Genomic DNA, 23,264 nt, shown 5'->3' with positions numbered 1-23,264 from the left:
GATGCGCCTGAGTGAACAGGCGCATTATGCCCAGGCTCAGGCGAAGACGTCAGCGTCCTTGAGCAGCGCGCCGACCTGATCCTTGGCCGACAGCTTCGGCGCTTCGTCCAGTTGCCAGTCGATGCCCAGCGCGGGGTCGTCCCAGCGAATGCTGCGCTCGGACGATGGATCGTAGTAGTTGGTGGTCTTGTAGAGGAATTCGGCGAATTCGCTCAGTACCACGAAGCCATGGGCGAAGCCTTCCGGCACCCACAATTGGCGGTGGTTCTCGGCCGACAGGCGGACGGCAACCCATTTGCCGAAGTGCGGCGAGCTGCGGCGAATGTCCACCGCCACATCAAGCACTTCGCCGGCAGTGACCCGAACCAGTTTGCCCTGGGTATTTTGCAGCTGGTAATGCAGACCGCGCAGCACGCCTTTTTGCGAGCGCGAATGGTTGTCTTGCACGAACTGGGTGTCCAGACCGGTCGCTTCCTGGAACGCCTTGGCGTTGAAACTCTCGTAGAAGAAGCCGCGCTCGTCACCAAATACCTTGGGTTCGATGATCAGAACACCGGGCAGATCGGTGGTGATTACATTCATGAGGTTTTTCCAGATAGGTGTGAATGGCCGACATTCTTGCGCAAAGTGCCGGCGGATGCGAGCGCTTGAATATCTCCGGTCGGGGGTTGCGCATCGTCTGTAGCAATGGCGATATAGGCGCCTAATAAAATTTCAGGGGTCGTCCCATGCCGCTTGCCACGTTGATTCATCGCGCCAGTTTGCCCAGCCCACAGGTCTCTGAGGCGCAGGCCCGGCAGTGGTTGGCGGAGCATTACGGGCTCAGCGGCACGTTACAGGCGCTGGGCAGTCAGCAGGATCTGAACTATCGGGTCGACAGTGAACTCGGGCGCTTTGTCCTGAAAATCTGCCGCGGCGACTATGCACTGGTGGAGTTGCAGGCTCAGCATGCAGGCCTCAAATACCTTGCCGAACACTCGTCAGTGCACGTACCCCGGGTGATCCCGGCCAGCAATGGCGCGGATCTGCTGTCGCTGGACTCCGATGGCGAGCCGGTGCATGTGCGGCTGCTGGACTACATCGAAGGTCAGCCGCTGACGCATCTTGATCACTTGGGCCACGATGTGGTGGCCGGTTTCGGTCAGCTGTGTGGCGAGATGGATCTGGCCCTGGCCGGCTTCGATCACCCGGGCCTGCAGCGCACGCTGCAATGGGACGCGCGCCATGCCAGTGCGCTGATCAGCCACCTGCTGCCGGTGATCAACGATGAACGCCAGCGCGCACTGATCGCAGGCGCCGCCGAGCAGGCCGAACGTCGCTTGCAGCCGTTGCAGGACAAGCTGCCGGTGCAGGCGATCCACATGGACATCACCGACGATAATGCCGTCTGGCAACGCGATGCCAAGCGTCATTGGCAATTGCAGGGCGTGATCGACTTCGGTGATCTGGTGCGCACCTGGCGCATCACTGACCTGTCGGTGACGTGCGCGGCGCTGCTGCACCATGCTGGCGGCGATCCGTTTGTGATTCTGCCGGCGGTGCAGGCCTATCACGCGGTCAATCCGCTGCAACATGAAGAGCTGCTGGCGTTGTGGCCGTTGATCGTGGCGCGGGCGGCGGTGCTGGTGCTCAGTGGCGAGCAACAGGTCAGCATCGATCCGGGCAACACCTATAGCCGCGACAACCTTGAACATGAGTGGGAAATCTTCCACGTAGCGACTTCGGTGCCGCTGGCGCTGATGGAGGCGGCGATTCTCACGGCAGTCGGCCAGCCGCTGCCGGCCATTGGCGGTGAAAGTTTCGCGCCGCTGCTGCCGGAACTGGTCGGGCGGGAGTTTGCGCTGATCGATCTTGGCGTCCTGAGTCCGCACTTCGAAGCGGGCAACTGGGAGCAACCGGGCATTGATCAACGGTTGCTGACCGAAGCCGCTGCCGCGCATGGTCTGGCGGCGAGCCGTTACGGACAATATCGCCTGTCGCAGACGCGACCGGACAGTGCGGTCGAGCCCCAGACGTTCCCGCTGCACGTTGAGTTGCGCGTGCCGCAGGGTTCGGCGGTGGAAGCGCCGTTTGCCGGTGTGCTGCATCACGCGGCTGACGGTGTGCTGCAACTCGACGGACCCCAGCTCAGCGTGCGCCTGTGGGGTGTGAGCGCCTCACTGCACAGTGGCGCGGCACTGGTCAAAGGTCAGGTGCTGGGGGCGGTCGATGGCCCGTTGAAGGTGCAGTTGAGCCGCGTTGCGTCGCTGGATGCGCCGTTGTTTTGCAGCCCTTCGCGCGCGGCCGCGTGGCAGGCATTGTGTCCTTCGCCAGCCACGCTGCTCGGGCTGGCCTGCGATGCCGAACCGGAGCTGGACGCCAAAACCCTGCTCGAACGACGTGACGCCAGTTTCGCCCGCACGCAAAAACATTATTACGTCGATCCACCGCGCATCGAGCGTGGCTGGCGCAATCACCTGATCGACATGCAGGGCCGTTCCTACCTCGACATGCTCAACAACGTCGCAGTGCTTGGCCATGGTCATCCGCGCATGGCGCAGGTGGCGGCGCGGCAGTGGTCGCTGCTCAACACCAACTCGCGCTTCAACTATGCGGCGGTGGCGGAGTTTTCCGAGCGTTTGCTGAAACTGGCGCCGGAAGGCATGGACCGGGTGTTTCTGGTCAACAGCGGCAGTGAGGCCAACGACTTGGCGATCCGGCTGGCGTGGGCCTACAGCGGCGGCCGCGACATGCTCAGCGTGCTGGAGGCCTATCACGGCTGGACAGTCGGCGCCGATGCGGTGTCGACGTCGGTTGCCGACAACCCGCGAGCGCTGGAAAGCCGTCCGGACTGGGTACATCCGGTGACCGCGCCGAATATCTATCGTGGCGAATTCCGTGGCCTGGATTCTGCGCCGGATTATGTACGCAGCGTCGAAACGCAACTGGCGCATATCGCCGCGCAGGGGCGCCAACTGGCCGGGTTCATCTGCGAGCCGGTGTATGGCAACGCTGGCGGTATCTCGCTGCCGCCGACTTATCTGAAACAGGTCTATGCGCTGGTGCGGGCCCAGGGCGGGGTGTGCATCGCCGACGAAGTACAGGTCGGTTACGGGCGCATGGGCCACTTCTTCTGGGGCTTCGAAGAGCAAGGCGTGGTGCCGGACATCATCTGCATGGCCAAGGGCATGGGCAATGGCCAGCCGCTCGGCGCGGTGATCACGCGTCGGGAAATCGCCGAGGCGCTGGAAGCTGAAGGTTATTTCTTCTCGTCGGCCGGCGGCAGTCCGGTGAGCTGCCAGATCGGCATGGCGGTACTGGATGTGATGGAAGAAGAAAAGCTCTGGGAAAATGCCCGGGTGGTGGGCGGGCATTTCAAGGCGCGCCTGGAAGCCTTGATCGATAAACATCCGCTGGTGGGCGCGGTGCATGGTTCGGGTTTCTATCTGGGGGTGGAGCTGATCCGCAACCGCGAGACGCTGGAGCCGGCCACCGAGGAGACCACGCTGTTGTGCGATCGCCTGCGCGAGCTGGGGATCTTCATGCAACCGACCGGGGATGACCTGAACATTCTCAAGATCAAACCGCCGATGGTCACCTCGCGGCGCAGTGTGGATTTCTTTGTCGACATGCTGGATCGGGTGCTCGAGGAAGGCCTCTAAACCAGACCCCTGTAGGAGCTGCCGCAGGCTGCGATCTTTAGATTTTGCTTTTGAAAAACAAGGTCAAAAGATCGCAGCCTGCGGCAGCTCCAACAGGGATTCGGATTTATATCGATAATTGTTGTTGGATTTTCGATGCTCGGTTGGTTGTTAGCTTTTAATGCCGATATTTATCGGTTATAAAGTCGCCATTGCTTCGCAACCCCCTCGACGGTTCCCAGGAGTCCTGATCCGATGACCACCTTGAAAAGTACCCCGCGTGACGATGGCTTCTACATGCCGGCCGAGTGGGCGCCGCAGACCCAGACCTGGATGATCTGGCCCGAGCGTCCGGACAACTGGCGCCTGGGTGGCAAGCCGGCGCAAGCCGCGCATGCGGCCGTGGCCAAAGCCATCGCACGGTTTGAACCAGTGACGGTCGCGGTGTCGGCCGGTCAGTACGAGAACGCTCGTGCACGCCTCGATGTACCGAATATTCGGGTGGTCGAGATGTCCAGCGATGACGCCTGGGTGCGTGACAGCGGCCCGACTTTCGTCATCAACAACAGCGGCGAAGTGCGCGGTGTGAACTGGGATTTCAATGCCTGGGGCGGGTTTGAAGGCGGTCTGTATTCGCCGTGGAACCGTGATTCGCAGGTCGGTGGCAAGATCCTCGAAATCGAGCGCAGCCCGCGTTATCGCACCGAAGGTTTCGTGCTGGAAGGCGGCTCGATTCATGTCGACGGTGAAGGCACGCTGATCACCACCGAAGAGTGCCTGCTCAATCACAACCGCAACCCGCATCTGGGCCGTGAAGAGATCGAAGCGGTGCTGCGTGACAATCTGGCGGTGGATAAGATCATCTGGTTGCCGGATGGCCTGTTCAACGACGAAACCGACGGCCATGTGGATAACTTCTGCTGCTACGTGCGCCCGGGCGAAGTATTGCTGGCGTGGACCGACGATCCGCAGGATCCGAATTACCCGCGCTGCCAGGCCGCAATGAACGTGCTGCAAAGCAGCACCGATGCCAAGGGCCGCCCATTCACGGTGCACAAGATGCCGATTCCGGGACCGCTGTACGCCACCGAAGAAGAGTGCGCCGGTGTCGATCCGGTGGACGGTACGCAGGAGCGCAACCCGTCCGTGCGCCTGGCGGGTTCCTACGTGAACTTCCTGATCGTCAACGGCGGCATCATCGCGCCGAGCTTCGACGATCCGATGGATGCGCCTGCGCGGGAAATCCTGCAGAAGCTGTTCCCGCAGCACGAAGTGGTGATGGTGCCGGGCCGCGAACTGTTACTGGGCGGCGGCAATATCCACTGCCTTACCCAACAGCAGCCAGCCCCGCACAAAGAGTGAGTTGAGACGTAACAGCCTGAGTTGATTAATAAATCACCCGGGCTGCAAGTTTTTTGCGATGGGTGCGAAGAAGCCCGCGGTCCTGCTGGACCGCGGGCTTCTTTGTATCCGCCTGTCGACAGATCGGAAACCTTGGCATAGCTCTTGTATCGGATAACGCGCACTAGGGAGGGGGGGAACTTCAACAGTTCTGTCATATACCTTGGATAACTTAGCCGCTCACGAACGGGGAGAGAGCGCTGAAATGAACGCCGAAGTGAACGTAATCAGCGAGCGGAATTTGCATCCCATGGTCGTAAACGGCGAATCGCTCCAGATTGTCGCGCACTTTTTGAAGTCCAATGGAACGCGTCAGATCAGGGAACCTGATCCGCGCCGGATGATGATTGAGCGCTATCCCGCTGACCTGTTCAGCGAGGCCGAACTGGAAGCGTTGTGGGCTGTGATGCAAGGATAAGAAAAACAACAAGGATTGGTAAAAGCGCTGCCGGGATGGCAGCGCTTTTTTATGGAAAACCGAAAAGATCGCAGCCTTCGGCAGCTCCTACAGGGAAGCACACCACCCCATGCAGGAGCTGCCGAAGGCTGCGATCTTTTGATCCTGCTTTTAAAAACTGTAGGTACCGGTCATCACCACGCTGCGCGGTGCGCCTGGCTGGATCTGATATTGGCTGGTGGCCGAGGCGTAATACTCGCGGTCGGTGATGTTGTTCAGTGCCGCGCGCAAGTCCCAGTCCTTGAAGCGGTAGCCGAGCAGCGCATCCCAGCGGCCATACCCCGGCAGCACGGTGGTGTTGGCGTTGTCGGCATAACGCTGGCCAACCAGGGTCAGACCGGTTTCGCCGTACCAGCCCATTTCCGGTTTCCAGGTCAGGAACAGGCTGCCGTTGTGTTTGGCTACGTTGTTGACGCGTTTGCCTTCCAGGCCGTTGTTGTCCTTCTCGATGGTGGTGTCCTGCACGCCGACGCCACCGCGCATGTACCAGTTGCCGACCAGTTTGCCGGTGGCGGTCAGCTCCACCCCCCGTGAGCGCTGAAGACCGGTCATGACGGTCAGGGTCGGATCGTTCGGGTCGCTGGTGCGGCGGTTGTAAAGTTCCAGGTCGTAGACCGCCAGAGTGGTGCTCAAGCGATCATCCAGCCAGTCGCTTTTCACGCCGATTTCTTTCTGTTTGGTCAGCTCCGGACTCAAGTCGTTGCTATTGCCGGCAGCACCAGGGGTGATGCCGATCAGGCCGCCGCCGACGGGCGAGAAAGTCTTCGACCACGAGGCATAGAACGAATGATTCTGCAGTGGCGTCCAGACAATCCCGAAGCGCGGGCTGGTGCTGTGGCTGTCACGATCCTCAGTGAGGTTCTTGAGCTGGTTGGTCGACTCGATATCGAACGTGTCGTAGCGCAAGCCGGCCAGCAGTTGCCATTGCTCGTTCAGACGCAACTGATCCTGTACGTACACCGCGCGGCTTTCGACTTCGGTGTGACTGTCGCTAAACACCTGCATGCTGCCGGTGTGGCGGAGCTCGCGGTTGGGGTTGAACAGGTCAAGGGAAGGCACCGGCTGCGCGCCCTGGGTCCTGCCGGTCGCGGCGTTGTACAACTTCGGATCGCGGCGCTGGCTGCCGATCTCGACGCCGGTCAGCAGGCGATGCTCAAGGCCAAAGGTATCGAAACCGCCTTCCAGTTCGAGGTTGTTATAGACGTTGCGGGTGGTCAGATCCTGCTGCCAGTGCTGGCGCGCAACCTTGTTGGTTTTCGGATCGAAGCTGGTCAGGTAGGTGTTGTCGAAATCGCTGTCGAGCTTGAATACCCCCAAGGTCTGGCGCAGCTGCCAGTTGTCGTTGATCTCGTAGGTGAGTTTCGAACGCAGGGACTGCGCCTTGTCGTCGATGAAGTCGTGATCGTTGCCGTAAGTGGTCTCGCGACTGACGCCCGCCGGGCGGCCATTCACACCGGGAATGCCGCGATCCGGGGTGCGGTTGTAGCGGCTGTATTCGTATTGCACCAGCCAGTTCAGGTCCGGAGTCAGCTGCCAGCTCATCGACGGCGCGAACAGCTGGCGATTGCCGCTGACGCCGTCGCGGAAGCTGTTTTCATCCATATTGCCCATGTTCAGGCGCAGGCTGAGGTTTTCGCTGGGGTCGGTGCTGAGGTCGGCGTACAGGCTGCGCAGGTCTTCGCTGCCGCCTTGGGCTTCGATGGTCGAGCGACGGCCGAACTCGGGCAGCTTGCTCACGCGGTTGACGATCCCGCCCTGGCTGCCACGGCCGTAAAGTACCGCCGCCGGACCTTTGAGCACCTCGACCCGCTCGATGTTGTGCAGGTCGCGCTTGTACTGGCTGTCGTCGCGAATGCCGTCCAGATAGAAGTCGTTGCTGGCGTCGAAGCCGCGGATGCGCAGGCTGTCGAAGCGCGTGTCGGCGCTGCTGCTGACGTTGGGAATGCCGCTCAGAGCATCGCCGATGTCGTTGGTGCCGTAGTCGGCGACGTTCGAGGTCTTGATCGAGTCGATGGCCTGCGGCACATAACGCACCGGGGTCATGGTGCGGGTCGCAGTGGTGCTGATCTTGACGCGCGGGTCCTCGGCTTGTTCTTCGGCGCTGATCGCCGTGGCGGGCAGTTCAGTGGCGGAATAAGCAAAACCGCTAGACAGAACCGCAGACAATCCAAGGGTGACGGGCGTGAGGCTGAACGGGGCAGGCATGGAAAAGCACATCCGAAAGAGTAGGGAAATTCAAACGCGCGAATGGTAATGCTTTGCATTTGCTGCCGTTATTTATTCCTGAGAAGTTCCCCTGACAGATTGTTTCAATTTATGTCGATTTCGATACAACCTGATCAGGTAATCCATTCGACCGATTCTCGGAACAGTCTGAGAGCCATTCCGGCGTTTTTCCCCAACACGCGTAGGAATAGTCTGCCGGCATCGAATTTTCCTGATTGGTTGCCGGAGTTCTCTCATGATCCTTCACTACATATACGATCCATTGTGCGGTTGGTGCTACGGCGCCAAACCGCTGGTGCAAGCGGCACAGCAAGTGCTGCCGGTCATTGCCCATGCGGGCGGAATGATGAGCGGCGCGAGCCGTCAGCGCGTTTCGCCGCAACTGCGTGATTACGTCATGCCCCACGACCGGCGCATCGCCGAATACACCGGGCAACCTTTTGGCGAGGCGTATTTCGAAGGTCTGCTGCGGGATCAATCGGCGGTTTTCGATTCGACGCCGCCGATCGCAGCGGTGATGGCGGCAGAGTCCATCGACGGCCGTGGCCTGCAATTGCTTGAGCGTTTGCAAACGGCGCATTACGTTGAGGGACGGCGGATTGCCGATGAATCCGTACTGTTCGAACTCGCCAGTGAGTTGGGCTACGCCGAGAACACCTTTGCGGCTGCGTTTAAATCCGTTGATACGACAGCGCATGTGAAAGCCAGCCGCGCACTCTTGGCGCAACTGGGCGGCCAGGGTTTTCCAACATTGGCGCTGGAGCAGGACGGGCAATTCACCCTGATCGACATCAGCCCATGGCTTGGCAAGCCGCAGTCTTTCGCCGACTGGTTGGGACAAGCGGCGGTCGCGGTTGAGCCGGGGCAATCCGCCGCGCAATGCGGTCTCGACGGCTGCGCGTAATCGAACTGGATTCACTGGCTGAGCGCATTTCCGAGCAATTCGCTATCGCAAAATTTACGATTCTTAGACGATTTTTACCTATTTAAAGACGATTCTTGAAATTGACACATTATTGAGGGCGCGGCTACGATTCGGCCCAACGCCTGTGGCCAACCGCCATGACTCAAGAATAATAAAAGGGCCCGACACGGTTTACCGTGGGCGGGTCTTTTTGTATCGGGGTGAAAAAAGAGTGCAATAGCGCCGTTTCAGCCGTTCGACACAGCGCGTTTCAACCCGTAATAAGGAAAACAAAATGTTGAACAAGCGAATCAGTCTGATCGCACTGGGGATGTTGAGTGCCACACAGGCCATGGCTGACGGCCAGGCCGAGTCCAAGGGTTTTGTAGAAGACAGCAGCCTCAAAGTGCTGCTGCGCAATGCCTACATCAACCGTGATTACAAAGACGGCAACGCGGACAAATCCGAGTGGGGCCAAGCGGCTATCGGTACGTTCTCGTCCGGCTTCACCCAAGGCACCATCGGCGTGGGTGTCGATGCTTTCGGCCTGTACGCCCTGAACCTGGAACGCAGCGAAGATCGCAGCGGTGCCGGCGGTATCGACTTCTTCAAACGTGGCGACAGCGGCAAGCCTGCCAATGACCTGTCCAAGGGCGGCGCTGCGGTCAAATTCCGTCTGTCCAACACCGTGCTGACCTACGGTGACCAGATGCCGGCCCTGCCGGTGCTGAACTATGACAATTCGCGTCTGCTGCCGGAAAGCTACACCGGTACCTTGATCACTTCCAAAGAGATCAAAGGCCTGCAACTGGACGCCGGTCGTTTCACTGCCGAGTCGCGCAAAAGCGCTGAAGGCCGTGACAGCGGTGGTCTGAAGGCGATCAACGTGTTGGGCGGTAGCTATCAGTTCACCGAACAATTCAAGGCGGCGCTGTACGCTTCCGACGTCGAAGACGTGCTGAAGAAGCAATACGTGAACGCCAACTACGTGTTCCCGATCGACAAGGATCAGTCCCTGACCCTGGACTTCAACGGCTATCGCACCAAGCTGGACGACTCTTACGTCCGCGAAAGTGGCGCTACCGGTGATGACAACAAGATCTGGAGCCTGGCAGCAACGTTCGCCACCGGCCCGCACTCGTTCACCGCGGCGCATCAGCGCTCCACCGGCGACAGCAACCTGGGCTACGCTTACGGCGGCTATCAGAAAGAGCAAGGTCGTGTCGGTGACGGTGGCAACACCATCTACCTGGCCAACTCCTACTGGTCGGACTTCAACGCCGAAGACGAGCGCAGCTGGCAGTTGGGTTACGGCCTGGACTTCGGCGCATTCGGCGTACCGGGTCTGAGCTACAACTTCGCTTATGTGCGTGGCGACAACATCACCACCTCCACCAGCGAAGGCGGCACCGAGCGCGAGATTTTCAACCAGGTCAAATACGTCGTACAAAGTGGTCCGGCGAAAGACTTGAGCGTGAAATTGCGCAGCTCGATCCTGCGCGTGTCGCAGAAATCCAGCGAGTACAACGTCAGCGGCAACGAGTTGCGTGTATTCGTGGATTACCCGATCAACATCTTCTGATGAACGATCCGGTGTAAGAAACATGAGAAAACCCCGACTGGCTCGGGGTTTTTTTTCGAGGTCTTTTCTGCGAAAACCGGAAAAAACCCGTGTTTTTGTCACGTAAAAGTGGTTTTCAAGCGCCTTCAAGTACCGTTTCAAACAGGGCTTTAAATGCCTGAAATTCTTTCTCATGGACGCAAATTCTCCACCTAATAGATTAGGCCGCTCAACGCAGCGGAGAATTTGGTAATGATCGTTTTGAACAGAGAAGTGGGCGAATCGCTACGGCGCGACAAATATGTCAACGTCCAGGGTGGTGACTTCAATCTCTACGGTCATTTTGCCGACTTCGTCAGACTGACCAAAAGTTGGGAAAACATGGAGCCAGACAGTTACTACGGTCAGGCCGAAGCCGGCATGCGTTACCGTCGTTACAGCGACTTTGAATACAACCCGAAAACACGTGAGCTCAAGCAACTCGAGCATCGCGCCTACGTGCAGTCCAAGGAAAACAACGCCTACGTGGGTGGTGTTGTGCGGCACTTTCAGGACTTCTCCGATGAAGTGATTAATTCGCCGGTGATGCGCAGCCTGATCGACACCGATTTTGAGGTGTACAAAAGCGTGCTGCCGGAAGAACTGCACGATGAAATCTGGCAGTGCCAGATTCATCAGATCCGCATCGAGATCAAACCCGGCAAGCAGCTGGAAATCACCCCGGAAGGGATTCACTGCGACGGCTATCCGTTCAGCGGTGTGCACTTCTGGGGGCGCAACAATGTCGAGGGCGCGGAGAGTCGTCTTTACGACATCCACGAGCATCAATTGGCGTCGACCACCTACCAGGAAATTCTCGACACCACCTACTTCCTTGACCGCGACATGCGCCACTACGTGACCCCCGCGCGCAACACCCACACGCATGCCATGGCGTACCGGCAGATTCTGGCGATTTCCTTCTCGCGGCCCGGGACCGCTTTCGACATTGTTCGCTAATCAGATCACCCCAATCGACGGCGTCGAGTGCTCGACGCCGGTGGTGCTGCGACGTGCCACCGCCAAGGACGCGCAGCGCATGGAGCGCTTCTTCCGCCAGTTCGACGAAGTGTCGTTCTGCGAATGGCAGGACGCCAAATGCCTGCGCGGCGTGTTGATCCAGAAGACCACCACCGCCTATCTGGCCTTCGACGTCGCGGGCGAAATCGTCGGTGCGGTGCTTGGCGGCATGCTCGGCAGTCGCGGCACCATCAACCACTTGGCGGTCAGCCCACGCTATCGCAGCCAGGGCGTCGGCCAGCGGCTGGTGGAAGCGGCGTCGTCCGACATGAAACGGGTCGGTGTATTACGGATGTTTCTGTTCGTCGACGATGCTAACCTCGCGGGCAAGCGATTCTGGACTGCCCAGGGTTTTTGCGAACCCCACGGCGAGCGGACATTTGAGAGGGATCTATGAATGAAACGTCCGGCAGTGCGCCGCTGATGGCTGCCCATCAGCCATCGCGCACGTTTGCCGAAGCCAGCCCGGTGGTGGCCGGTTACTTCACGGTGTCATTCGTGTTCGGGCTGATGGCGGTCAATGCCGGGCTGCCGATGTGGCTGCCGGTGGCGATGTGTTTATTCGTCTACGCCGGCGCTTCGCAATTTGCCGCGCTGGCGCTGATCTCCAGTGGTGCGTCGCTGACCACCATCGTATTGACCACCTTCCTGATCAATGCGCGGCACATGCTGATGTCGGTGTACATGGCCAAGGCCCTGCGCGCACTGGGCCTCAGTCGCATGGAACGCTGGGCCTACGCCGGTGGACTGACCGACGAATCCTTCGCGTTTCACAGCGTCAAACTGGGCACCGGCGCGCCGGTCAACATCCGTTACCTGATCGGCTTCAACCTGTTCTGCCACACCTCATGGGTGCTGGGAGGATTGTTGGGCGCTGTCTGCGCGCAATATGCGTCGCACCTGATCAAATATCAGCTCGACTACGCGCTGACCGCGATGATGCTCTACGTGCTGGTGTCGCTGTGCAACACCCGCAACAAACTCATCGCCGCCGCGGCTGCCGTCGTCTGCATGGGCGCGCTGAGCCTGGTCGGCACTTCGCCATTCAATGTTTTCATCGCCACGTTTGTGGGCTGCGGAGTGGGTGTATGCCTGACCAAACGTTCCTGATTCTGGTGGTCGCGCTGATGATGGCCGTGACCTTCCTGCCACGCGCGCTGCCGCTGCAAGTCAACACCGAGCACTGGCCGCCATTCGTTGCGCGGGCGCTGGAATACCTGCCGGTGGCGATCGTCGCTGCGATCAGCCTGACACCCTTGTTGATCAAGGATCAGCACATACAGCTCGATCGCCCGGAATTTTATGCAGCCATTCCGACGTTGCTATGTGCGTATTTCAGCAAAAACCTCTTTCTCAGTGTGGCGGTTGGGACGGCTGCGTACATTGCGCTCGGCTCGTTCATGTAGCGGCAGATCGACCACGTCGTTCAGGGCCTGGCCTGACAGGTTCGGGTTGTTCACCGCCAGACGCACTTCGAGAAAATCCTCGAAACCGGGGAAGATCGTCAGGCCGTTCTTTTGTGCGGCCTCACGCGACACCATGCCGACTGCGTCCATCTGCGTGATCAACGACAGCGTCAGGGTCTCGCTGCAGGAATAGACCATGCGCTGACCGTTCTCGTGATTGCCCAGTCCGGCGTCGAGAAAGCGCAGAAAGCTGTGGGAATACGGACAATCTTCCGCAGGACGCACCTGAAACTTGTTGCCCAGCAACGTCAGTGGATCGTTTTCCTGCCCGCAATGGGCACCGACCACCTGCACCTGCACATCCGGCAAAACAATACTCGGCAAACCCGGCCGCTGCGGGCCGATCAGCACCGCGAGGTCAAAGTCCTCATTCTTCAGCTTGCTGAGGTTTTCCATCGACTCGGCGTAGCTGAATTCCATCTGGTAATCGGGAAACACCTCAATCAGGCGTCCGATCATTCGCCGGTTGAAGTCAGACGACAACGTGTTGTTCAACGCGACCTTCAACGTGCGCTGGCCAGGCACCTTGAGCGCCTCGACCTTTTCTTCCATCTGTCGCGTGGCAATCAGCACTTTGTCCATGTAAGGCGTTAGCTCGGTGCCTTGCGGCGTCAGCGTCAGCCCTTTGTTGGAACGTCGAAACAAGCGGAAACCGAACTGCTCTTCGACCTTGCAACTGCGCGGCCAGGGCCTGCACAGTCAGGCACGAATGCTCGGCTGCGGCCGACAACGAGCCGGTCTGCACGATGCGCATGAGGTTGCGTAAGGTTCTGCTATCCATGGGTAATGCCCTCTGAAGTGGGCTGGGTATTGTTGTTTACGAGACTGCCGATCCGGCGTCATATGCCGGCTATATTCCAGCACCTGAGCATAGTTGTCGCGGATTTAGTAGCGAATTGATGTCCCTGCCGATGGCTGGAAGCTGACACAGGATCGGGATTTTTGATGACGTGGGGGTGATTGGGGTCAAGAAAAGTGCGTGGTTTTGGTGCGTGGGACATTTTTTCGAAGAGAAACAGCTTACATCTTCCGGGGTTTTTCCCTGCGTTACGCGCAGATAGGTCTCAGGAAAAGTAACGATTCAGCTGATAGCACCTACCTTGTCAAAGGAGTTGAAATGGTCGTCTGGCATGCGAGCCATGGCGGTAGATAACCACCTATCAACTTCGCGTTGACCGACGAAGATCCCACCGACAACAATGCAGAGGTAGCGCTTATGTAGCTACAAAATCACGATGAGGTAATGGAAATGGCTGCACTACTGAAAACTACCGATGTGCGCTGCCGCATTGATGAGGATTTGAAAGCGCGTGCCACTGAAGTCTTGAACGCTTGCGGGCTGAGCATTAGCGACGCCATGCGACTTTTTCTGCGGCAGGTTGTTGCCACTCAGGGGCTTCCCTTCGAGGTGCGAGTTCCATCAGAGAAAACGGCCCGCGCAATGATGGAAGCACGAGAAATCCGTCAGCGTTTCGACTCGATAGACGACATGCTGAGGACTGCTGATGGCGAAACCGGAGAAAACGCAAAAACGCGCTGATCGGCCTAAACAGTGTGCGCAGACTTCTGAATTCAAGAAGTCTTGGGATCGTTATAACCGCGCCGGAAGGCGAGACATGAACGACGTCCGGAATGTGATGGCGATGTTGTTTTTGGGGCAGCAGTTACCGGCAGAATATCTGGATCATGCGCTGACTGGAGATTGGTCTGGATTCCGCGAGTGTCATATCGGTGGCGATTTTCTGATGATTTACGAGAACACGCGCCCAGACCTGATCACGTTTGTGGATCTAGGGAGCCATTCAGAATTGTTTAAATAGCGCAGAAATACACCGGCCGGGCTTAACTCCGGCGTCTATGCGTTGATAGTTACGATTGTTCGTTTGTGTATCAAAACTAAAAAAAATTACAGTTACGTACTAGTCTTCAGCTAAGACAAAAAATCAGGAGGCGTCTATGCCTACCTCATCCCCAGCCCTCACCCCGCGTGAACAACTCGACGTCCCCGAAGCCGGGCGCGTCGCGCTGAAGTTTTTCTTCAATCTCATGGAGCGCTGGGGTTGCAACGCCGAGCAGCAGCGCACGCTGCTGGGCGGCGTCGGCAACACCACGTTCTATAAGTACAAACACCTGCCGCCGAACATTCGCCTGCCGCACGACACGCTGGAGCGTATCTCGTACCTGATGGGCATTCACAAGGCGTTAAGCATCATCTTCAGCAACAGCCGTGAGCGCGCTTACACCTGGGTCAGCAGCCCCAACACCGCTGCGCCATTCAATGGTCGAACGGCGCTGGATTACATGCTGGCGGGGAGGGTGGTCGACATCGCCGACGTGCGCCGTTACCTCGACGGGGTGCGCGGTTGAAGGCCCCGCCGCTGGCTGAGCCGCAATGGCCGAAGGCCTACCGGATCGTCAACAGCAGCTTCCCGCCGATTGCGCTGTTCGAAGACGTGCTCGACCCCGAAGACCTGGAAATCGCCTACGCGCTGGAAGCGCTGACCAATGATCGCCTGATCGAACAGGCCGGCATCCTCGCCCGCGTGCGCCCCGAAGACCGGCTCTCCGGCCCCGGCTCAACCCCGGTGATGGCGGCGTTCACCCACATCGGCAAAAGCAGCCGCTTCACCGATGGCACCTTCGGCGTCTACTACGCCGCCAGCAGCCAGGCCGCGGCCATCGCCGAAACCTGCTATCACCAGGAGCGTTTCCTCGCGGCCACCAGCGAGGCGGATCTTGAGTTGACCATGCGGACTTACGTCAATCGGGTGGTTAAGCCGCTGCATGATGTCCGTGATGGTTTTGCACATTTGCATCAACCCGATCCGGAAGCCTATGGCCCGTCACAGGCGTTTGCCCGACAACTGCGCGAGTCTGAATCGTGGGGAATGCTCTACAACAGCGTGCGTTTGCCGGGCCACGAATGTGTCGCTGCGTTCCGCCCGCCGGCCGTGTCGATTCCGAAGCAGGGTAAGCATTTGCGTTATGTGTGGAGTGCGAGTCAACGCAGGATTTCGTTTGTGTTTGAGATCAGTCAGGTTTGAATCGCAAAAAGCCCTCGCATCAACGAGGGCTTCATGTGGGTGATTACATCTACGGCTTGTCCGGCGGCGCATCCATCACTTTCACGACATCATCGATCAACGCCTTGCTTAACTCCTGCAGATACTGGGAGGCGTAAGCGTGAAGGTCAGGATCGCGAGAGACTGTGGAATCTGCAGTCAGTAGCTTGGAGATGTGAAGCAAGTGTGAGGCGTGCGAGAGGGCGGCGATTACTGGCACACCACGATTGGTGCGGAACAGCGCTTGATTGGCCTGGAAGGAAAAGTGCGTGAGGCCTGGGGTTTTCAAATCGAGGTAGTGGGTCATTTCGCTTCACCTGCCGTGGTTAAGGAAGTGGAGTGAGGTGACCGGTGCCATTGCTAGGCGGATTACGGATGGATCATTGGCATTCATTTGTGAACTCCCTGTATCAAATGAGAGCTGCCAATTCGTTATCAGGCGAATGGGTGGCAGCTATGCGCGGGCTGATAAACCGGAGATACAGGAACCCGGCAGACCCGAAGGTCTCCCACGCACAGCCGCCATTGCACGGTAATGCAGACACAAAAAAGCGCCGGCAAACGTGAATTGGGGCGCTGGTGCGCCTGTATCTTACCCGGGTTATCAGGCCCGGTCGCTGAATTGGCAGCGACGAGCTGAACGGTAGCTTTGCGAGGGGCGAATGAGCAACGGTGGCTAGCAGTGGCTTCTCGTTACAACAGATTTCACAAGTCTTCGCGCCATGCATTTCGTCGATCTGTCCCCATAAGCGTTTATGGTTTGTTTATACGGCGTAGCCGTATAGTTCGGTTCATGTATACAATCATCGAAACGGAAATGTTCAAGCGCTATGCAGAGGCCATATGGGGTGATGGTGAACGCCATGAATTCATCAATTGGCTTGCTGCAAATCCTCTGGCTGGTGATGTCGTGCCTGGCAGTGGAGGTTTGCGTAAGGTGCGGTGGACTCGTAGCGGCATGGGCAAGCGAGGCGGTACACGCGTCATTTATTACAACACGCTTTCTGAAGGCTCGATTTGGTTGCTCATTGCCTACACCAAGGCAAAGCTCGACAACTTGCCCGTAGCCTTCCTTAAGCAACTGAATGAGGAAATCAGCGATGGTCGATGAACTGGAGCAATTCCAGCAGGACTTGCTGGAATCTGTACGTCAGATGAAGGCCGGAAAGGCCGCGCGCGTAACGCAGGTGCCGCTCTCTGCGGCAGCGGAAGCACGTGCCAAAGTGGGCGTTTCACAAAGTGCGTTTGCCAAACTTATCGGTGTGAGTCTGCGCACATTGCAGGATTGGGAGCAGGGTCGCCGTCAGCCGACGGGTGCGGCGCAAACTCTCTTGCGGGTTGCAAGTCAGCATCCGGAAGCGTTGCGGGATCTGCACCCTGCTTGATACCACTTAAAGCCTTTTGGCTGACTTCTGCTACAGAAAACAACGAAGCCCTTGCATTTCTGCAGAGGCTTCGTTTTGTATGGCGTCGGCACTAAAATCGTAAAAAAGAATTAAGGCTGCGACTCTCTATTAATTGATAAACGTGGCCTGCCCCCCAATTTTGCCGTCCCCCAATTCTGCCAACAGGTTGGACACCGTTCCAAGGCTCAGTTCTTCCAGAACAGCCCAGGCGGGTGGCAACTCGGGATGGGAATAGGTTGATCTGTAGAATCGAAAATAGTTATCGCGCATGCGATTTTCAATTCGCCGCTGCTGGATCTGATCTGCTCGGCTGCTCTTTTTTATACGGTCAATCTCACGTCCAAGTTTGTTGCGCTCCTTGCTCAGTTGATCTCGCAGGGGCCGCAATAAATCAGAATGTGAGTATGACGAGGAGAAGATTGACGCCTCAGCTATCCATTCAGGCCCGTACTTAGGGCACATGTGGTTGCTGATAGTCGCTCGTATGGCGACTTCCACACGTTCGATAGCATCCATGGTAATGCGGCGCAACGAACCGTCGAAACGATAGATGTCGACGACTGCTTTTAGAGTGCTACCAGGCTTGAAGGTGTGTTCAGGGTTCGTTTCCTGAAAAGGGCGCATGTAGGGGCTCAGGCGAAACAGCGTGACCACTTCAAGGAAACACATGGCGCGGTCGTCGTTTGCGACTTGTAGGCCTCGTTGCTTTAGCAGTTCCAATTGCTGTTCTACGCTGAGGGCCGGCTTGTCGAAGGGCCTCATGTAGTTTTCTCCGGGCAAAAAAAAACCGCACGATTTGAGCTTGCTGACTGGGTCAACCTAGGCTTGGCGGGTGTGTTGGGGTGCATTCTAGGTGGGTGCGAGAGCCCGTCAATGTTGGGCTGATGTGAAATTGTAACGGCTTGAAGCACAGGGGACGGAGTTTGAGATAAGGGGCCGCAGGTCTGGTCGCAGCAATGTGGAAACCTCTGCGGAGTCCAAACGCCAGAAACAACAAAGCCCCTGCATTTCTGCAGGGGCTTTGTTTTGTATGGTGCCGGCACCAGGAGTCGAACCCGGGACCTACTGATTACAAGTCAGTTGCTCTACCAACTGAGCTATACCGGCGTGTGGGCGACGATTATAGCGATTGGGTGGGTTCTGTAAACCCCTGAATTCAGACTATTTTTACGCAGGTGCTGGATCAGGCTTGGCGTGAGCGGTGTCTCCGGGTTTTTAGCCGCAAGACTGGAGTTCCACGAGATCAAGCCAGACTGAGCGTGAGGGCAGAATTTCCGCACAGTTCAAGCACCCATTTCCCCGTTTATGTCCTTTTGATTGGAAGCTTATGCACAACGGATCGGCGCGACCTTGGCGTTGCAGTGGATTTTGTGGACACGTTCTCATTTTGTGCGCAAAGCCCTGTTTTACAGGTTTTTTATCAATATGAACAAAAAATGACCAATGCTGTTTTGGTCATGCAATGGCCGTGGATATTGGATCCACGGGAAAACCATCAACAGAGTTATCCACAGGCTGTAAAAGTTTCAGGCGCGTTCGGCCAGCAGCAGAAAATTACGCGGCGTCAGCGAGCTGTCGCAGAAGGTGCCGAGCCGTACGAAGTATCCCCGTTCGTTGAGGAAAATGGCTCGATCAAGATTCAGCCAAAGCTCCAGCGGCCGTCGGAACAATCCGCGCAGTAATTCCAGGTTGCGAACTTCGGCCAATCGCTGCCAACCGGCAGCTTCCAGTGCCTGCCAATCCGGCGTACCGATTGTGGATAACTCTTTCAGCACTGCCAGGTCGCGGCAGTAATCGGCGAAAGGTTTGTCCACCCAGGCATTGGGCAGGGACGGGGTGGGCAGGTATTCGTCTACTCCGCGCACTTGTCGTTGCAGCAGATCAAAGGCCAAACGTCGCGCCATGGAGGTGTCGCGCTGACGTCGGACTCTTGCACCGGCGGTGACGGTTTCGCTCATGGGCAGCGCCAGATCTTCGAGCGAGAGCTGTAGGGCGGATCGCAAACCCGCTGAGGACAATGCCCGATACTCGCTGCGATTAATCCGGTTGTAACAGCACGGGGCGATGGCCATCTGCTGACATCCGGCCGCGCTTGCCAGTTGCATCAGGCGCACATGCAAATCACCGCAGGCGTGCAGGGCGACCGGGGTGTGGTGAGCGCTCAGCACGGTTGCCGCATCTGTTGCGAGCACATCCTGCTCGACATGCAGGGCATGCAAATGATGACGCTGACTCAGAGCCTGACCGCTGGCGACCAGCGCCGGATCGTATTCAACACAGGTCAGCTGTTGCCCGGCGCTCAACAGGCGCCGGCCCAAATGCCCTTTGCCGGAACACCAGTCCAGCCAATGCGTTGGCGGCGAGGCGAAAGACAAACGGCTGCCGAACGCTTCGATCTGCTGCCACTTGCGTCCCGGTACGTCGACATTCAATCGATGGCCTGCAGTTTCCAGCGCATGTCCCGGCAACTCACCCACTGCGCTCAGCTCAGCCGACAACGCCGCCAATGAGGCGAACGGCTCCGGGGCATCGGCGAGATCGGCGGGATGATTATGTGCACGCTCTGCATCTTCCAGCGATCGTCCGCGTAGCCACGAAGCCAATTCGGGGTAGGCGGTTTCCCATGGAAGCGAAAGATGAGTGAACGGACGAGGTTTCCACAGCGCCTGATGCGCCGTAAGAAAATCATCCAGCGCGGTGAAGCGGGCGAGTAGGGCCTCGCCCGTCAGCACGTGGGAAGTTTCAACGCCCTTGGCAGGCATCGACGCGCAGCCAGCGCTCCAGCAGCTTGAAGCCGCGCACCAGCACGTAGGACATCAGCAGATAGAACACGCCGGCGGCGAAGAAGATTTCCACCGGCAGGTAGGTGCGCGCGATGATCGTGCGGGCCATGCCGGTCAGTTCCAGCAGGGTCACGGTGCTCGCCAGTGCGCTGGCCTTGAGCATCAGGATCACTTCATTGCTGTAGGCCGGCAGGCCGATGCGCGCCGCACGCGGCAGCATGATGTAGAACATCGCTTTGGGCTTGGACATGCCCAGTGCTCGCGCCGCTTCGATTTCGCCCGGCGGAATCGCCTGGATCGCGCCGCGCAGGATCTCGGCGATGTACGCCGCCGTGTGCAGAGTCATGGTCGCGGTGGTACACCAGAACGGATCGCGCAGGTACGGCCACAGCGCGCTGCTGCGCACCGCATCGAACTGCGCCAGGCCGTAATAGACGAGGAACAGTTGCACCAACAGTGGCGTGCCACGGAAAAAGAAGATGTAGGCGTAGGGCAAGGCGCGCACGTACCACAGCTTCGACGAGCGGGCGATGCCCAGCGGAATCGCCAGCAGCAGGCCGGCAATCACGGCAATCGCCACCAGTTCGAGGGTCAAAGTCGCGCCCTGCGCCAGTTTCGGCAGCCACTTGATGATCACTTCCCAGTTCATGAAGCGCTCCTCGCAAAGCCGCGAGCGGCGCGTTTTTCCAGGAAGTGCATGCCGGTCATCGCCAGCACCGTCAGGCCGAGGTACATGACTGCGGCCACCAGATAGAAGGTGAACGGTTGTTTCGACACGGTCACGCCGATCTGCGCGTGACGCATGATTTCTTCCAGGCCGATTACCGAGACCAGCGCGGTGTCTTTCATCAGGATCATGAACAGGTTGCCCAGGCCGGGCAGGGCGATGCGCCACATCTGCGGCATGATCAACTTGGTGAAGATCCGCCATTTCGACAGGCCCAGCGCCACGCCGGCTTCGCGATGGCCCTTGGGAATGGCAAGGATTGCGCCGCGAAACACTTCCGTGGCGTAGGCGCCGAAGCACAGGCCCAACGCGATTACACCGGCGGCGAAGGCGCTGAGTTGCAGGTCGGGGTTGCCGAAAAACTCACCGAGGCTGCGCATCAAGTTGACCGTACCGAAATAGATCAACAGCACCCAGAGCAATTCCGGGACGCCACGCACCAGGGTCGAATAAGTGCCGCCAAGCCACTGCAGCGGCTTGTACGGGGAAGTCTTGGCCAAGGCGCCGAGCAGACCGAGCACCAGTCCCAGGCACAGGGCCGTCAGCGCCAGTTTGACGGTCATCAGCGCACCGGCAGCGAGGGCCGGGCCGAATCCGTAGAGGTCGATAATCATGGATTTCTTTTCAAATCGCGGCAGGCAAGGCCGGGAGCCGGCGCCGTCGGTGGATGGCGCCGGTCCCGCAGGTCAGATCAATAGATGCTGAACGGGAAGTACTTGTCGTTGATCTTCTTGTAGGTACCGTCAGCGACGATTTCCTTCAGTGCGGCGTTCAGCTTCTCGCGCAGCGGGTCACCTTTGCGCACGGCGATGCCGATTTTGTCGCTTTCCACAACCGGGTCGCCTTTGAACTCGTAGGCCTTGCCTGCATCGGTTTTCAGCCAGTCGTAGTTGGCGTACTTGTCGGCGAGGATGGCGTCGACACGACCGGAGGTCAGGTCCAGGTAGGCGTTTTCCTGGGTGTCGTAGAGTTTGACTTCGATATCGCTGCCGTAAGTGTCCTCAAGCCAGGTGCCCGCGAGGGTGGCGCGCTGGGTACCGATGATCTTGCCCTTGAGCGAATCCTTATCGGTTTTGAACTCTTTATCTTTCGGCGCGATGAACTGCAGCTTGTTCGAGTAGTACGGGTCGGTGAAGTCCACCGCGCCCTTGCGCTCTTCGGTGATCGACAGAGAGGACACCAGGAAGTCGAACTTCTTGGCGTTCAGCGCAGGGATGATGCCGTCCCAGTCGGAGGTGACCACCGAACACTCGACTTTCATCTTGGCGCACAGGGCGTCGCCGATGTCTTTGTCGAAGCCGACCACGTTGCCGCTGGCGTCTTTGTTGTTGAACGGCGGGTAAGCCGCTTCGATGCCCATCTTCAGGGTCTCGGCCATGGCCCCGGCGCTGAATGCGAGGGTGACGGCGGCGGCCAGGAAGACCTTTTTAAAATTCTGCATGCATGTTGCTCCGTTAGCGGTTGCTGGACATGAATTGTTTGCAGCGCGCCGAAAGCGGGTTTTCGAACACCTGCTGAGGCGATCCTTGCTCTTCCACCAGCCCCTGGTGGAGGAACACCACTTCGCTGGAAACCTGACGGGCAAAGCCCATTTCGTGGGTCACCAACAGCATGGTGCGGCCTTCTTCGGCCAGTGCGCGGATGACACTAAGTACTTCCTGAACCATTTCCGGGTCAAGGGCAGAGGTGGGCTCGTCAAACAGAATCACCTTCGGCTGCATCGCCAGCGTGCGGGCAATCGCGGCGCGTTGTTGCTGACCACCGGACAATTGCGACGGATAGGCGTGGCGCTTGTCGGCGATGCCGACCTTGGCCAGCAGCGCTTCGGCGACCTCGATCGCCTCGGCCTTGCTCTGGCCGAGCACGCGGCGCGGGGCTTCGATGATGTTGTCGAGCACGCTCATGTGCGGCCACAGATTAAAATTTTGAAATACAAAACCAATCTCGGAACGCAGGCGGTTGATCTGCTTGCCATCCGCGGCAACCAGTTCGCCGTTCTTGGCGGGCTTGAGCTTGAGTTCTTCCCCGGCCACCAGAATCTGACCCTGGTGCGGGTTTTCCAACAGGTTGATGCAACGCAGGAACGTGGACTTGCCGGAACCGGAGGAACCGAGGATCGAGATCACATCGCCGTCGCGAGCGGTCAGCGAGATGCCTTTGAGCACCTCAAGCTGTCCGTAGCGTTTGTGCAAGTTGCGGATTTCAAGCGCGGGCGTGGCCTCAGCCATGTGCGTTCCTCATATATGTTGCGCTCCTGCTGTTGGCGGGCCTTCCTGGCGAGGCGGCCAAGCTAGCATAGCGTTTCAATGGCAGCCAACAGCGCTACGGGCGGTAAGCGGATGGCGTGTGGCGGGTTGTCGCATCGGCACAGCAGACTGTCGCCCCATCAACAACCGAACGGGTGTTTGAACGTGCAAACCCGTGGGTGTTGCGTAAAAAAAGGCGCGATGTTGCCAGCTTTGGCGGGGTGTTGGAAGCGCTATCCGGCCGAACGTTCCTGATTCGCCCTTTTATTGTGCATCCCACACTTTTTCAGTGTGTTTCTGGTGCGTCTGTTCGCTTGAAAAGTGAGTCGCACAGTAACGCTCTGGC

24 protein-coding genes, 1 tRNA gene and 1 pseudogene are annotated in these 23,264 nt (G+C 58.4%); 15 read left to right on the top strand and 11 right to left on the bottom strand.

The features are described from left to right. Positions 1-36: 36 nt before the first annotated feature. Positions 37-582 carry a dTDP-4-dehydrorhamnose 3,5-epimerase gene (rfbC, locus tag L6D63_RS01965; RefSeq protein WP_047290831.1) on the bottom strand — a complete coding sequence of 182 codons (546 nt, stop codon included), beginning with the start codon at positions 580-582 and terminating at the stop codon, positions 37-39. Positions 583-728: 146 nt separating this feature from the next. On the opposite strand from rfbC, the gene L6D63_RS01960 reads away from it, so the two are divergent. From L6D63_RS01960 to L6D63_RS01950, 3 genes are all read left to right on the top strand, one after another. Next, the gene (locus L6D63_RS01960; RefSeq protein WP_131670889.1) at positions 729-3,641 is read left to right on the top strand and encodes an aminotransferase; all 2,913 of its coding nucleotides are present in this window, start codon (positions 729-731) and stop codon (positions 3,639-3,641) included. A 234-nt stretch (positions 3,642-3,875) separates the two neighbouring features. Then, positions 3,876-4,982 (top strand): agmatine deiminase, encoded by a 1,107-nt coding sequence (aguA, locus tag L6D63_RS01955; protein WP_131670890.1) that lies wholly within the window; start codon positions 3,876-3,878, stop codon positions 4,980-4,982. Positions 4,983-5,226: 244 nt separating this feature from the next. Next, positions 5,227-5,439 (top strand): hypothetical protein, encoded by a 213-nt coding sequence (locus L6D63_RS01950; protein ID WP_047290834.1) that lies wholly within the window; start codon positions 5,227-5,229, stop codon positions 5,437-5,439. A 150-nt stretch (positions 5,440-5,589) separates the two neighbouring features. On the opposite strand, the gene L6D63_RS01945 is transcribed toward L6D63_RS01950, so the two are convergent. Continuing rightward, complete coding sequence (locus tag L6D63_RS01945) at positions 5,590-7,683, bottom strand: TonB-dependent receptor (protein WP_095667801.1); 2,094 nt, start codon at positions 7,681-7,683, stop codon at positions 5,590-5,592. Positions 7,684-7,939: 256 nt separating this feature from the next. Here L6D63_RS01945 and L6D63_RS01940 point away from each other — a divergent pair, with 256 nt between their 5' ends. The 6 genes from L6D63_RS01940 to L6D63_RS01915 all read left to right on the top strand — a co-directional run bounded on the left by L6D63_RS01940 (position 7,940) and on the right by L6D63_RS01915 (position 12,634). Beyond that, positions 7,940-8,608: a DsbA family protein gene (locus L6D63_RS01940; RefSeq protein WP_131670891.1), complete on the top strand. Its 669-nt coding sequence runs from the start codon at positions 7,940-7,942 to the stop codon at positions 8,606-8,608. 295 nt (positions 8,609-8,903) lie between these two features. Further along, positions 8,904-10,190 carry an OprD family porin gene (locus L6D63_RS01935; RefSeq protein WP_131670892.1) on the top strand — a complete coding sequence of 429 codons (1,287 nt, stop codon included), beginning with the start codon at positions 8,904-8,906 and terminating at the stop codon, positions 10,188-10,190. A gap of 231 nt (positions 10,191-10,421) precedes the next feature. Then, on the top strand, positions 10,422-11,168 hold the full coding sequence (locus tag L6D63_RS01930) for a 2OG-Fe dioxygenase family protein (RefSeq protein ID WP_047290837.1): 747 nt from the start codon (positions 10,422-10,424) through the stop codon (positions 11,166-11,168). 79 nt (positions 11,169-11,247) lie between these two features. Further along, on the top strand, positions 11,248-11,625 hold the full coding sequence (locus tag L6D63_RS01925) for a GNAT family N-acetyltransferase (protein ID WP_008080517.1): 378 nt from the start codon (positions 11,248-11,250) through the stop codon (positions 11,623-11,625). Further along, the gene (locus L6D63_RS01920) at positions 11,622-12,338 is read left to right on the top strand and encodes an AzlC family ABC transporter permease (RefSeq protein WP_027611235.1); all 717 of its coding nucleotides are present in this window, start codon (positions 11,622-11,624) and stop codon (positions 12,336-12,338) included. Before L6D63_RS01925 ends, L6D63_RS01920 begins: the two co-directional genes overlap by 4 nt. Continuing rightward, positions 12,317-12,634 (top strand): AzlD domain-containing protein, encoded by a 318-nt coding sequence (locus L6D63_RS01915; RefSeq protein WP_007952614.1) that lies wholly within the window; start codon positions 12,317-12,319, stop codon positions 12,632-12,634. The genes L6D63_RS01920 and L6D63_RS01915 overlap by 22 nt, the downstream gene beginning before the upstream one ends. Here L6D63_RS01915 and L6D63_RS01910 read toward each other — a convergent pair. Next, positions 12,551-13,475 (bottom strand): annotated as a pseudogene (locus L6D63_RS01910) (LysR family transcriptional regulator). The gene L6D63_RS01915 and the pseudogene L6D63_RS01910 sit on opposite strands and share 84 nt — an antisense overlap. Positions 13,476-13,943: 468 nt before the next feature. On the opposite strand from L6D63_RS01910, the gene L6D63_RS01905 reads away from it, so the two are divergent. From L6D63_RS01905 to L6D63_RS01890, 4 genes are all read left to right on the top strand, one after another. Beyond that, positions 13,944-14,234 (top strand): type II toxin-antitoxin system RelB/DinJ family antitoxin, encoded by a 291-nt coding sequence (locus L6D63_RS01905; protein ID WP_034151912.1) that lies wholly within the window; start codon positions 13,944-13,946, stop codon positions 14,232-14,234. Next, positions 14,200-14,514: a type II toxin-antitoxin system YafQ family toxin gene (locus L6D63_RS01900; protein ID WP_131670893.1), complete on the top strand. Its 315-nt coding sequence runs from the start codon at positions 14,200-14,202 to the stop codon at positions 14,512-14,514. The genes L6D63_RS01905 and L6D63_RS01900 overlap by 35 nt, the downstream gene beginning before the upstream one ends. Positions 14,515-14,650: 136 nt before the next feature. Continuing rightward, positions 14,651-15,061 (top strand): MbcA/ParS/Xre antitoxin family protein, encoded by a 411-nt coding sequence (locus tag L6D63_RS01895; protein WP_007961687.1) that lies wholly within the window; start codon positions 14,651-14,653, stop codon positions 15,059-15,061. Continuing rightward, the gene (locus tag L6D63_RS01890) at positions 15,058-15,738 is read left to right on the top strand and encodes an RES family NAD+ phosphorylase (protein WP_131670894.1); all 681 of its coding nucleotides are present in this window, start codon (positions 15,058-15,060) and stop codon (positions 15,736-15,738) included. Before L6D63_RS01895 ends, L6D63_RS01890 begins: the two co-directional genes overlap by 4 nt. A gap of 49 nt (positions 15,739-15,787) precedes the next feature. Here L6D63_RS01890 and L6D63_RS01885 read toward each other — a convergent pair whose 3' ends face one another. Further along, positions 15,788-16,063: a DUF3077 domain-containing protein gene (locus L6D63_RS01885; RefSeq protein WP_047290839.1), complete on the bottom strand. Its 276-nt coding sequence runs from the start codon at positions 16,061-16,063 to the stop codon at positions 15,788-15,790. Between the two features lie 486 nt (positions 16,064-16,549). Between L6D63_RS01885 and L6D63_RS01880 the strand changes: the two genes are divergently transcribed. Further along, positions 16,550-16,867 carry a transcriptional regulator gene (locus L6D63_RS01880; RefSeq protein ID WP_131670895.1) on the top strand — a complete coding sequence of 106 codons (318 nt, stop codon included), beginning with the start codon at positions 16,550-16,552 and terminating at the stop codon, positions 16,865-16,867. Further along, complete coding sequence (locus tag L6D63_RS01875) at positions 16,857-17,141, top strand: helix-turn-helix domain-containing protein (RefSeq protein ID WP_016986316.1); 285 nt, start codon at positions 16,857-16,859, stop codon at positions 17,139-17,141. Before L6D63_RS01880 ends, L6D63_RS01875 begins: the two co-directional genes overlap by 11 nt. Before the next feature lie 129 nt (positions 17,142-17,270). On the opposite strand, the gene L6D63_RS01870 is transcribed toward L6D63_RS01875, so the two are convergent. The 7 genes from L6D63_RS01870 to L6D63_RS01840 all read right to left on the bottom strand — a co-directional run bounded on the left by L6D63_RS01870 (position 17,271) and on the right by L6D63_RS01840 (position 22,900). Next, entirely contained in the window at positions 17,271-17,924 is a 654-nt protein-coding gene (locus tag L6D63_RS01870) for an Abi family protein (protein WP_236170261.1), read from the bottom strand. A 269-nt stretch (positions 17,925-18,193) separates the two neighbouring features. After that, positions 18,194-18,269: transfer RNA gene (locus tag L6D63_RS01865), tRNA-Thr, on the bottom strand. Between the two features lie 419 nt (positions 18,270-18,688). Then, positions 18,689-19,924 carry a methyltransferase gene (locus tag L6D63_RS01860; RefSeq protein ID WP_131670896.1) on the bottom strand — a complete coding sequence of 412 codons (1,236 nt, stop codon included), beginning with the start codon at positions 19,922-19,924 and terminating at the stop codon, positions 18,689-18,691. After that, positions 19,905-20,594, bottom strand: a complete 690-nt coding sequence (locus tag L6D63_RS01855) for an ABC transporter permease (RefSeq protein ID WP_003220713.1) — start codon at positions 20,592-20,594, stop codon at positions 19,905-19,907. Before L6D63_RS01855 ends, L6D63_RS01860 begins: the two co-directional genes overlap by 20 nt. Next, the gene (locus L6D63_RS01850) at positions 20,591-21,286 is read right to left on the bottom strand and encodes an ABC transporter permease (RefSeq protein ID WP_007961693.1); all 696 of its coding nucleotides are present in this window, start codon (positions 21,284-21,286) and stop codon (positions 20,591-20,593) included. Before L6D63_RS01850 ends, L6D63_RS01855 begins: the two co-directional genes overlap by 4 nt. Positions 21,287-21,363: 77 nt before the next feature. After that, entirely contained in the window at positions 21,364-22,113 is a 750-nt protein-coding gene (locus tag L6D63_RS01845; protein ID WP_041071347.1) for an ABC transporter substrate-binding protein, read from the bottom strand. 13 nt (positions 22,114-22,126) lie between these two features. Then, positions 22,127-22,900 carry an ABC transporter ATP-binding protein gene (locus tag L6D63_RS01840; protein WP_041071351.1) on the bottom strand — a complete coding sequence of 258 codons (774 nt, stop codon included), beginning with the start codon at positions 22,898-22,900 and terminating at the stop codon, positions 22,127-22,129. Positions 22,901-23,264: the final 364 nt, after the last annotated feature.

The sequence above is a fragment of the Pseudomonas parakoreensis genome, from assembly GCF_021602155.1.
Lineage (GTDB): Bacteria > Pseudomonadota > Gammaproteobacteria > Pseudomonadales > Pseudomonadaceae > Aquipseudomonas > Aquipseudomonas parakoreensis.
Note: the sequence above shows the minus strand (reverse complement) of the source record. Positions and strands in the feature narration are given on the sequence as shown.

Bases quoted from the DNA above. Each gene is read 5' to 3' on its own strand.
- rfbC (WP_047290831.1), bottom strand. From the start codon at position 582: ATGAATGTAATCACCACCGATCTGCCCGGTGTTCTGATCATCGAACCC.
- L6D63_RS01960 (WP_131670889.1), top strand. From the start codon at position 729: ATGCCGCTTGCCACGTTGATTCATCGCGCCAGTTTGCCCAGCCCACAG.
- aguA (WP_131670890.1), top strand. From the start codon at position 3,876: ATGACCACCTTGAAAAGTACCCCGCGTGACGATGGCTTCTACATGCCG.
- L6D63_RS01950 (WP_047290834.1), top strand. From the start codon at position 5,227: ATGAACGCCGAAGTGAACGTAATCAGCGAGCGGAATTTGCATCCCATG.
- L6D63_RS01945 (WP_095667801.1), bottom strand. From the start codon at position 7,683: ATGCCTGCCCCGTTCAGCCTCACGCCCGTCACCCTTGGATTGTCTGCG.
- L6D63_RS01940 (WP_131670891.1), top strand. From the start codon at position 7,940: ATGATCCTTCACTACATATACGATCCATTGTGCGGTTGGTGCTACGGC.
- L6D63_RS01935 (WP_131670892.1), top strand. From the start codon at position 8,904: ATGTTGAACAAGCGAATCAGTCTGATCGCACTGGGGATGTTGAGTGCC.
- L6D63_RS01930 (WP_047290837.1), top strand. From the start codon at position 10,422: ATGATCGTTTTGAACAGAGAAGTGGGCGAATCGCTACGGCGCGACAAA.
- L6D63_RS01925 (WP_008080517.1), top strand. From the start codon at position 11,248: ATGGAGCGCTTCTTCCGCCAGTTCGACGAAGTGTCGTTCTGCGAATGG.
- L6D63_RS01920 (WP_027611235.1), top strand. From the start codon at position 11,622: ATGAATGAAACGTCCGGCAGTGCGCCGCTGATGGCTGCCCATCAGCCA.
- L6D63_RS01915 (WP_007952614.1), top strand. From the start codon at position 12,317: ATGCCTGACCAAACGTTCCTGATTCTGGTGGTCGCGCTGATGATGGCC.
- L6D63_RS01905 (WP_034151912.1), top strand. From the start codon at position 13,944: ATGGCTGCACTACTGAAAACTACCGATGTGCGCTGCCGCATTGATGAG.
- L6D63_RS01900 (WP_131670893.1), top strand. From the start codon at position 14,200: ATGGCGAAACCGGAGAAAACGCAAAAACGCGCTGATCGGCCTAAACAG.
- L6D63_RS01895 (WP_007961687.1), top strand. From the start codon at position 14,651: ATGCCTACCTCATCCCCAGCCCTCACCCCGCGTGAACAACTCGACGTC.
- L6D63_RS01885 (WP_047290839.1), bottom strand. From the start codon at position 16,063: ATGACCCACTACCTCGATTTGAAAACCCCAGGCCTCACGCACTTTTCC.
- L6D63_RS01880 (WP_131670895.1), top strand. From the start codon at position 16,550: ATGTATACAATCATCGAAACGGAAATGTTCAAGCGCTATGCAGAGGCC.
- L6D63_RS01875 (WP_016986316.1), top strand. From the start codon at position 16,857: ATGGTCGATGAACTGGAGCAATTCCAGCAGGACTTGCTGGAATCTGTA.
- L6D63_RS01870 (WP_236170261.1), bottom strand. From the start codon at position 17,924: ATGAGGCCCTTCGACAAGCCGGCCCTCAGCGTAGAACAGCAATTGGAA.
- L6D63_RS01860 (WP_131670896.1), bottom strand. From the start codon at position 19,924: ATGCCTGCCAAGGGCGTTGAAACTTCCCACGTGCTGACGGGCGAGGCC.
- L6D63_RS01855 (WP_003220713.1), bottom strand. From the start codon at position 20,594: ATGAACTGGGAAGTGATCATCAAGTGGCTGCCGAAACTGGCGCAGGGC.
- L6D63_RS01850 (WP_007961693.1), bottom strand. From the start codon at position 21,286: ATGATTATCGACCTCTACGGATTCGGCCCGGCCCTCGCTGCCGGTGCG.
- L6D63_RS01845 (WP_041071347.1), bottom strand. From the start codon at position 22,113: ATGCAGAATTTTAAAAAGGTCTTCCTGGCCGCCGCCGTCACCCTCGCA.
- L6D63_RS01840 (WP_041071351.1), bottom strand. From the start codon at position 22,900: ATGGCTGAGGCCACGCCCGCGCTTGAAATCCGCAACTTGCACAAACGC.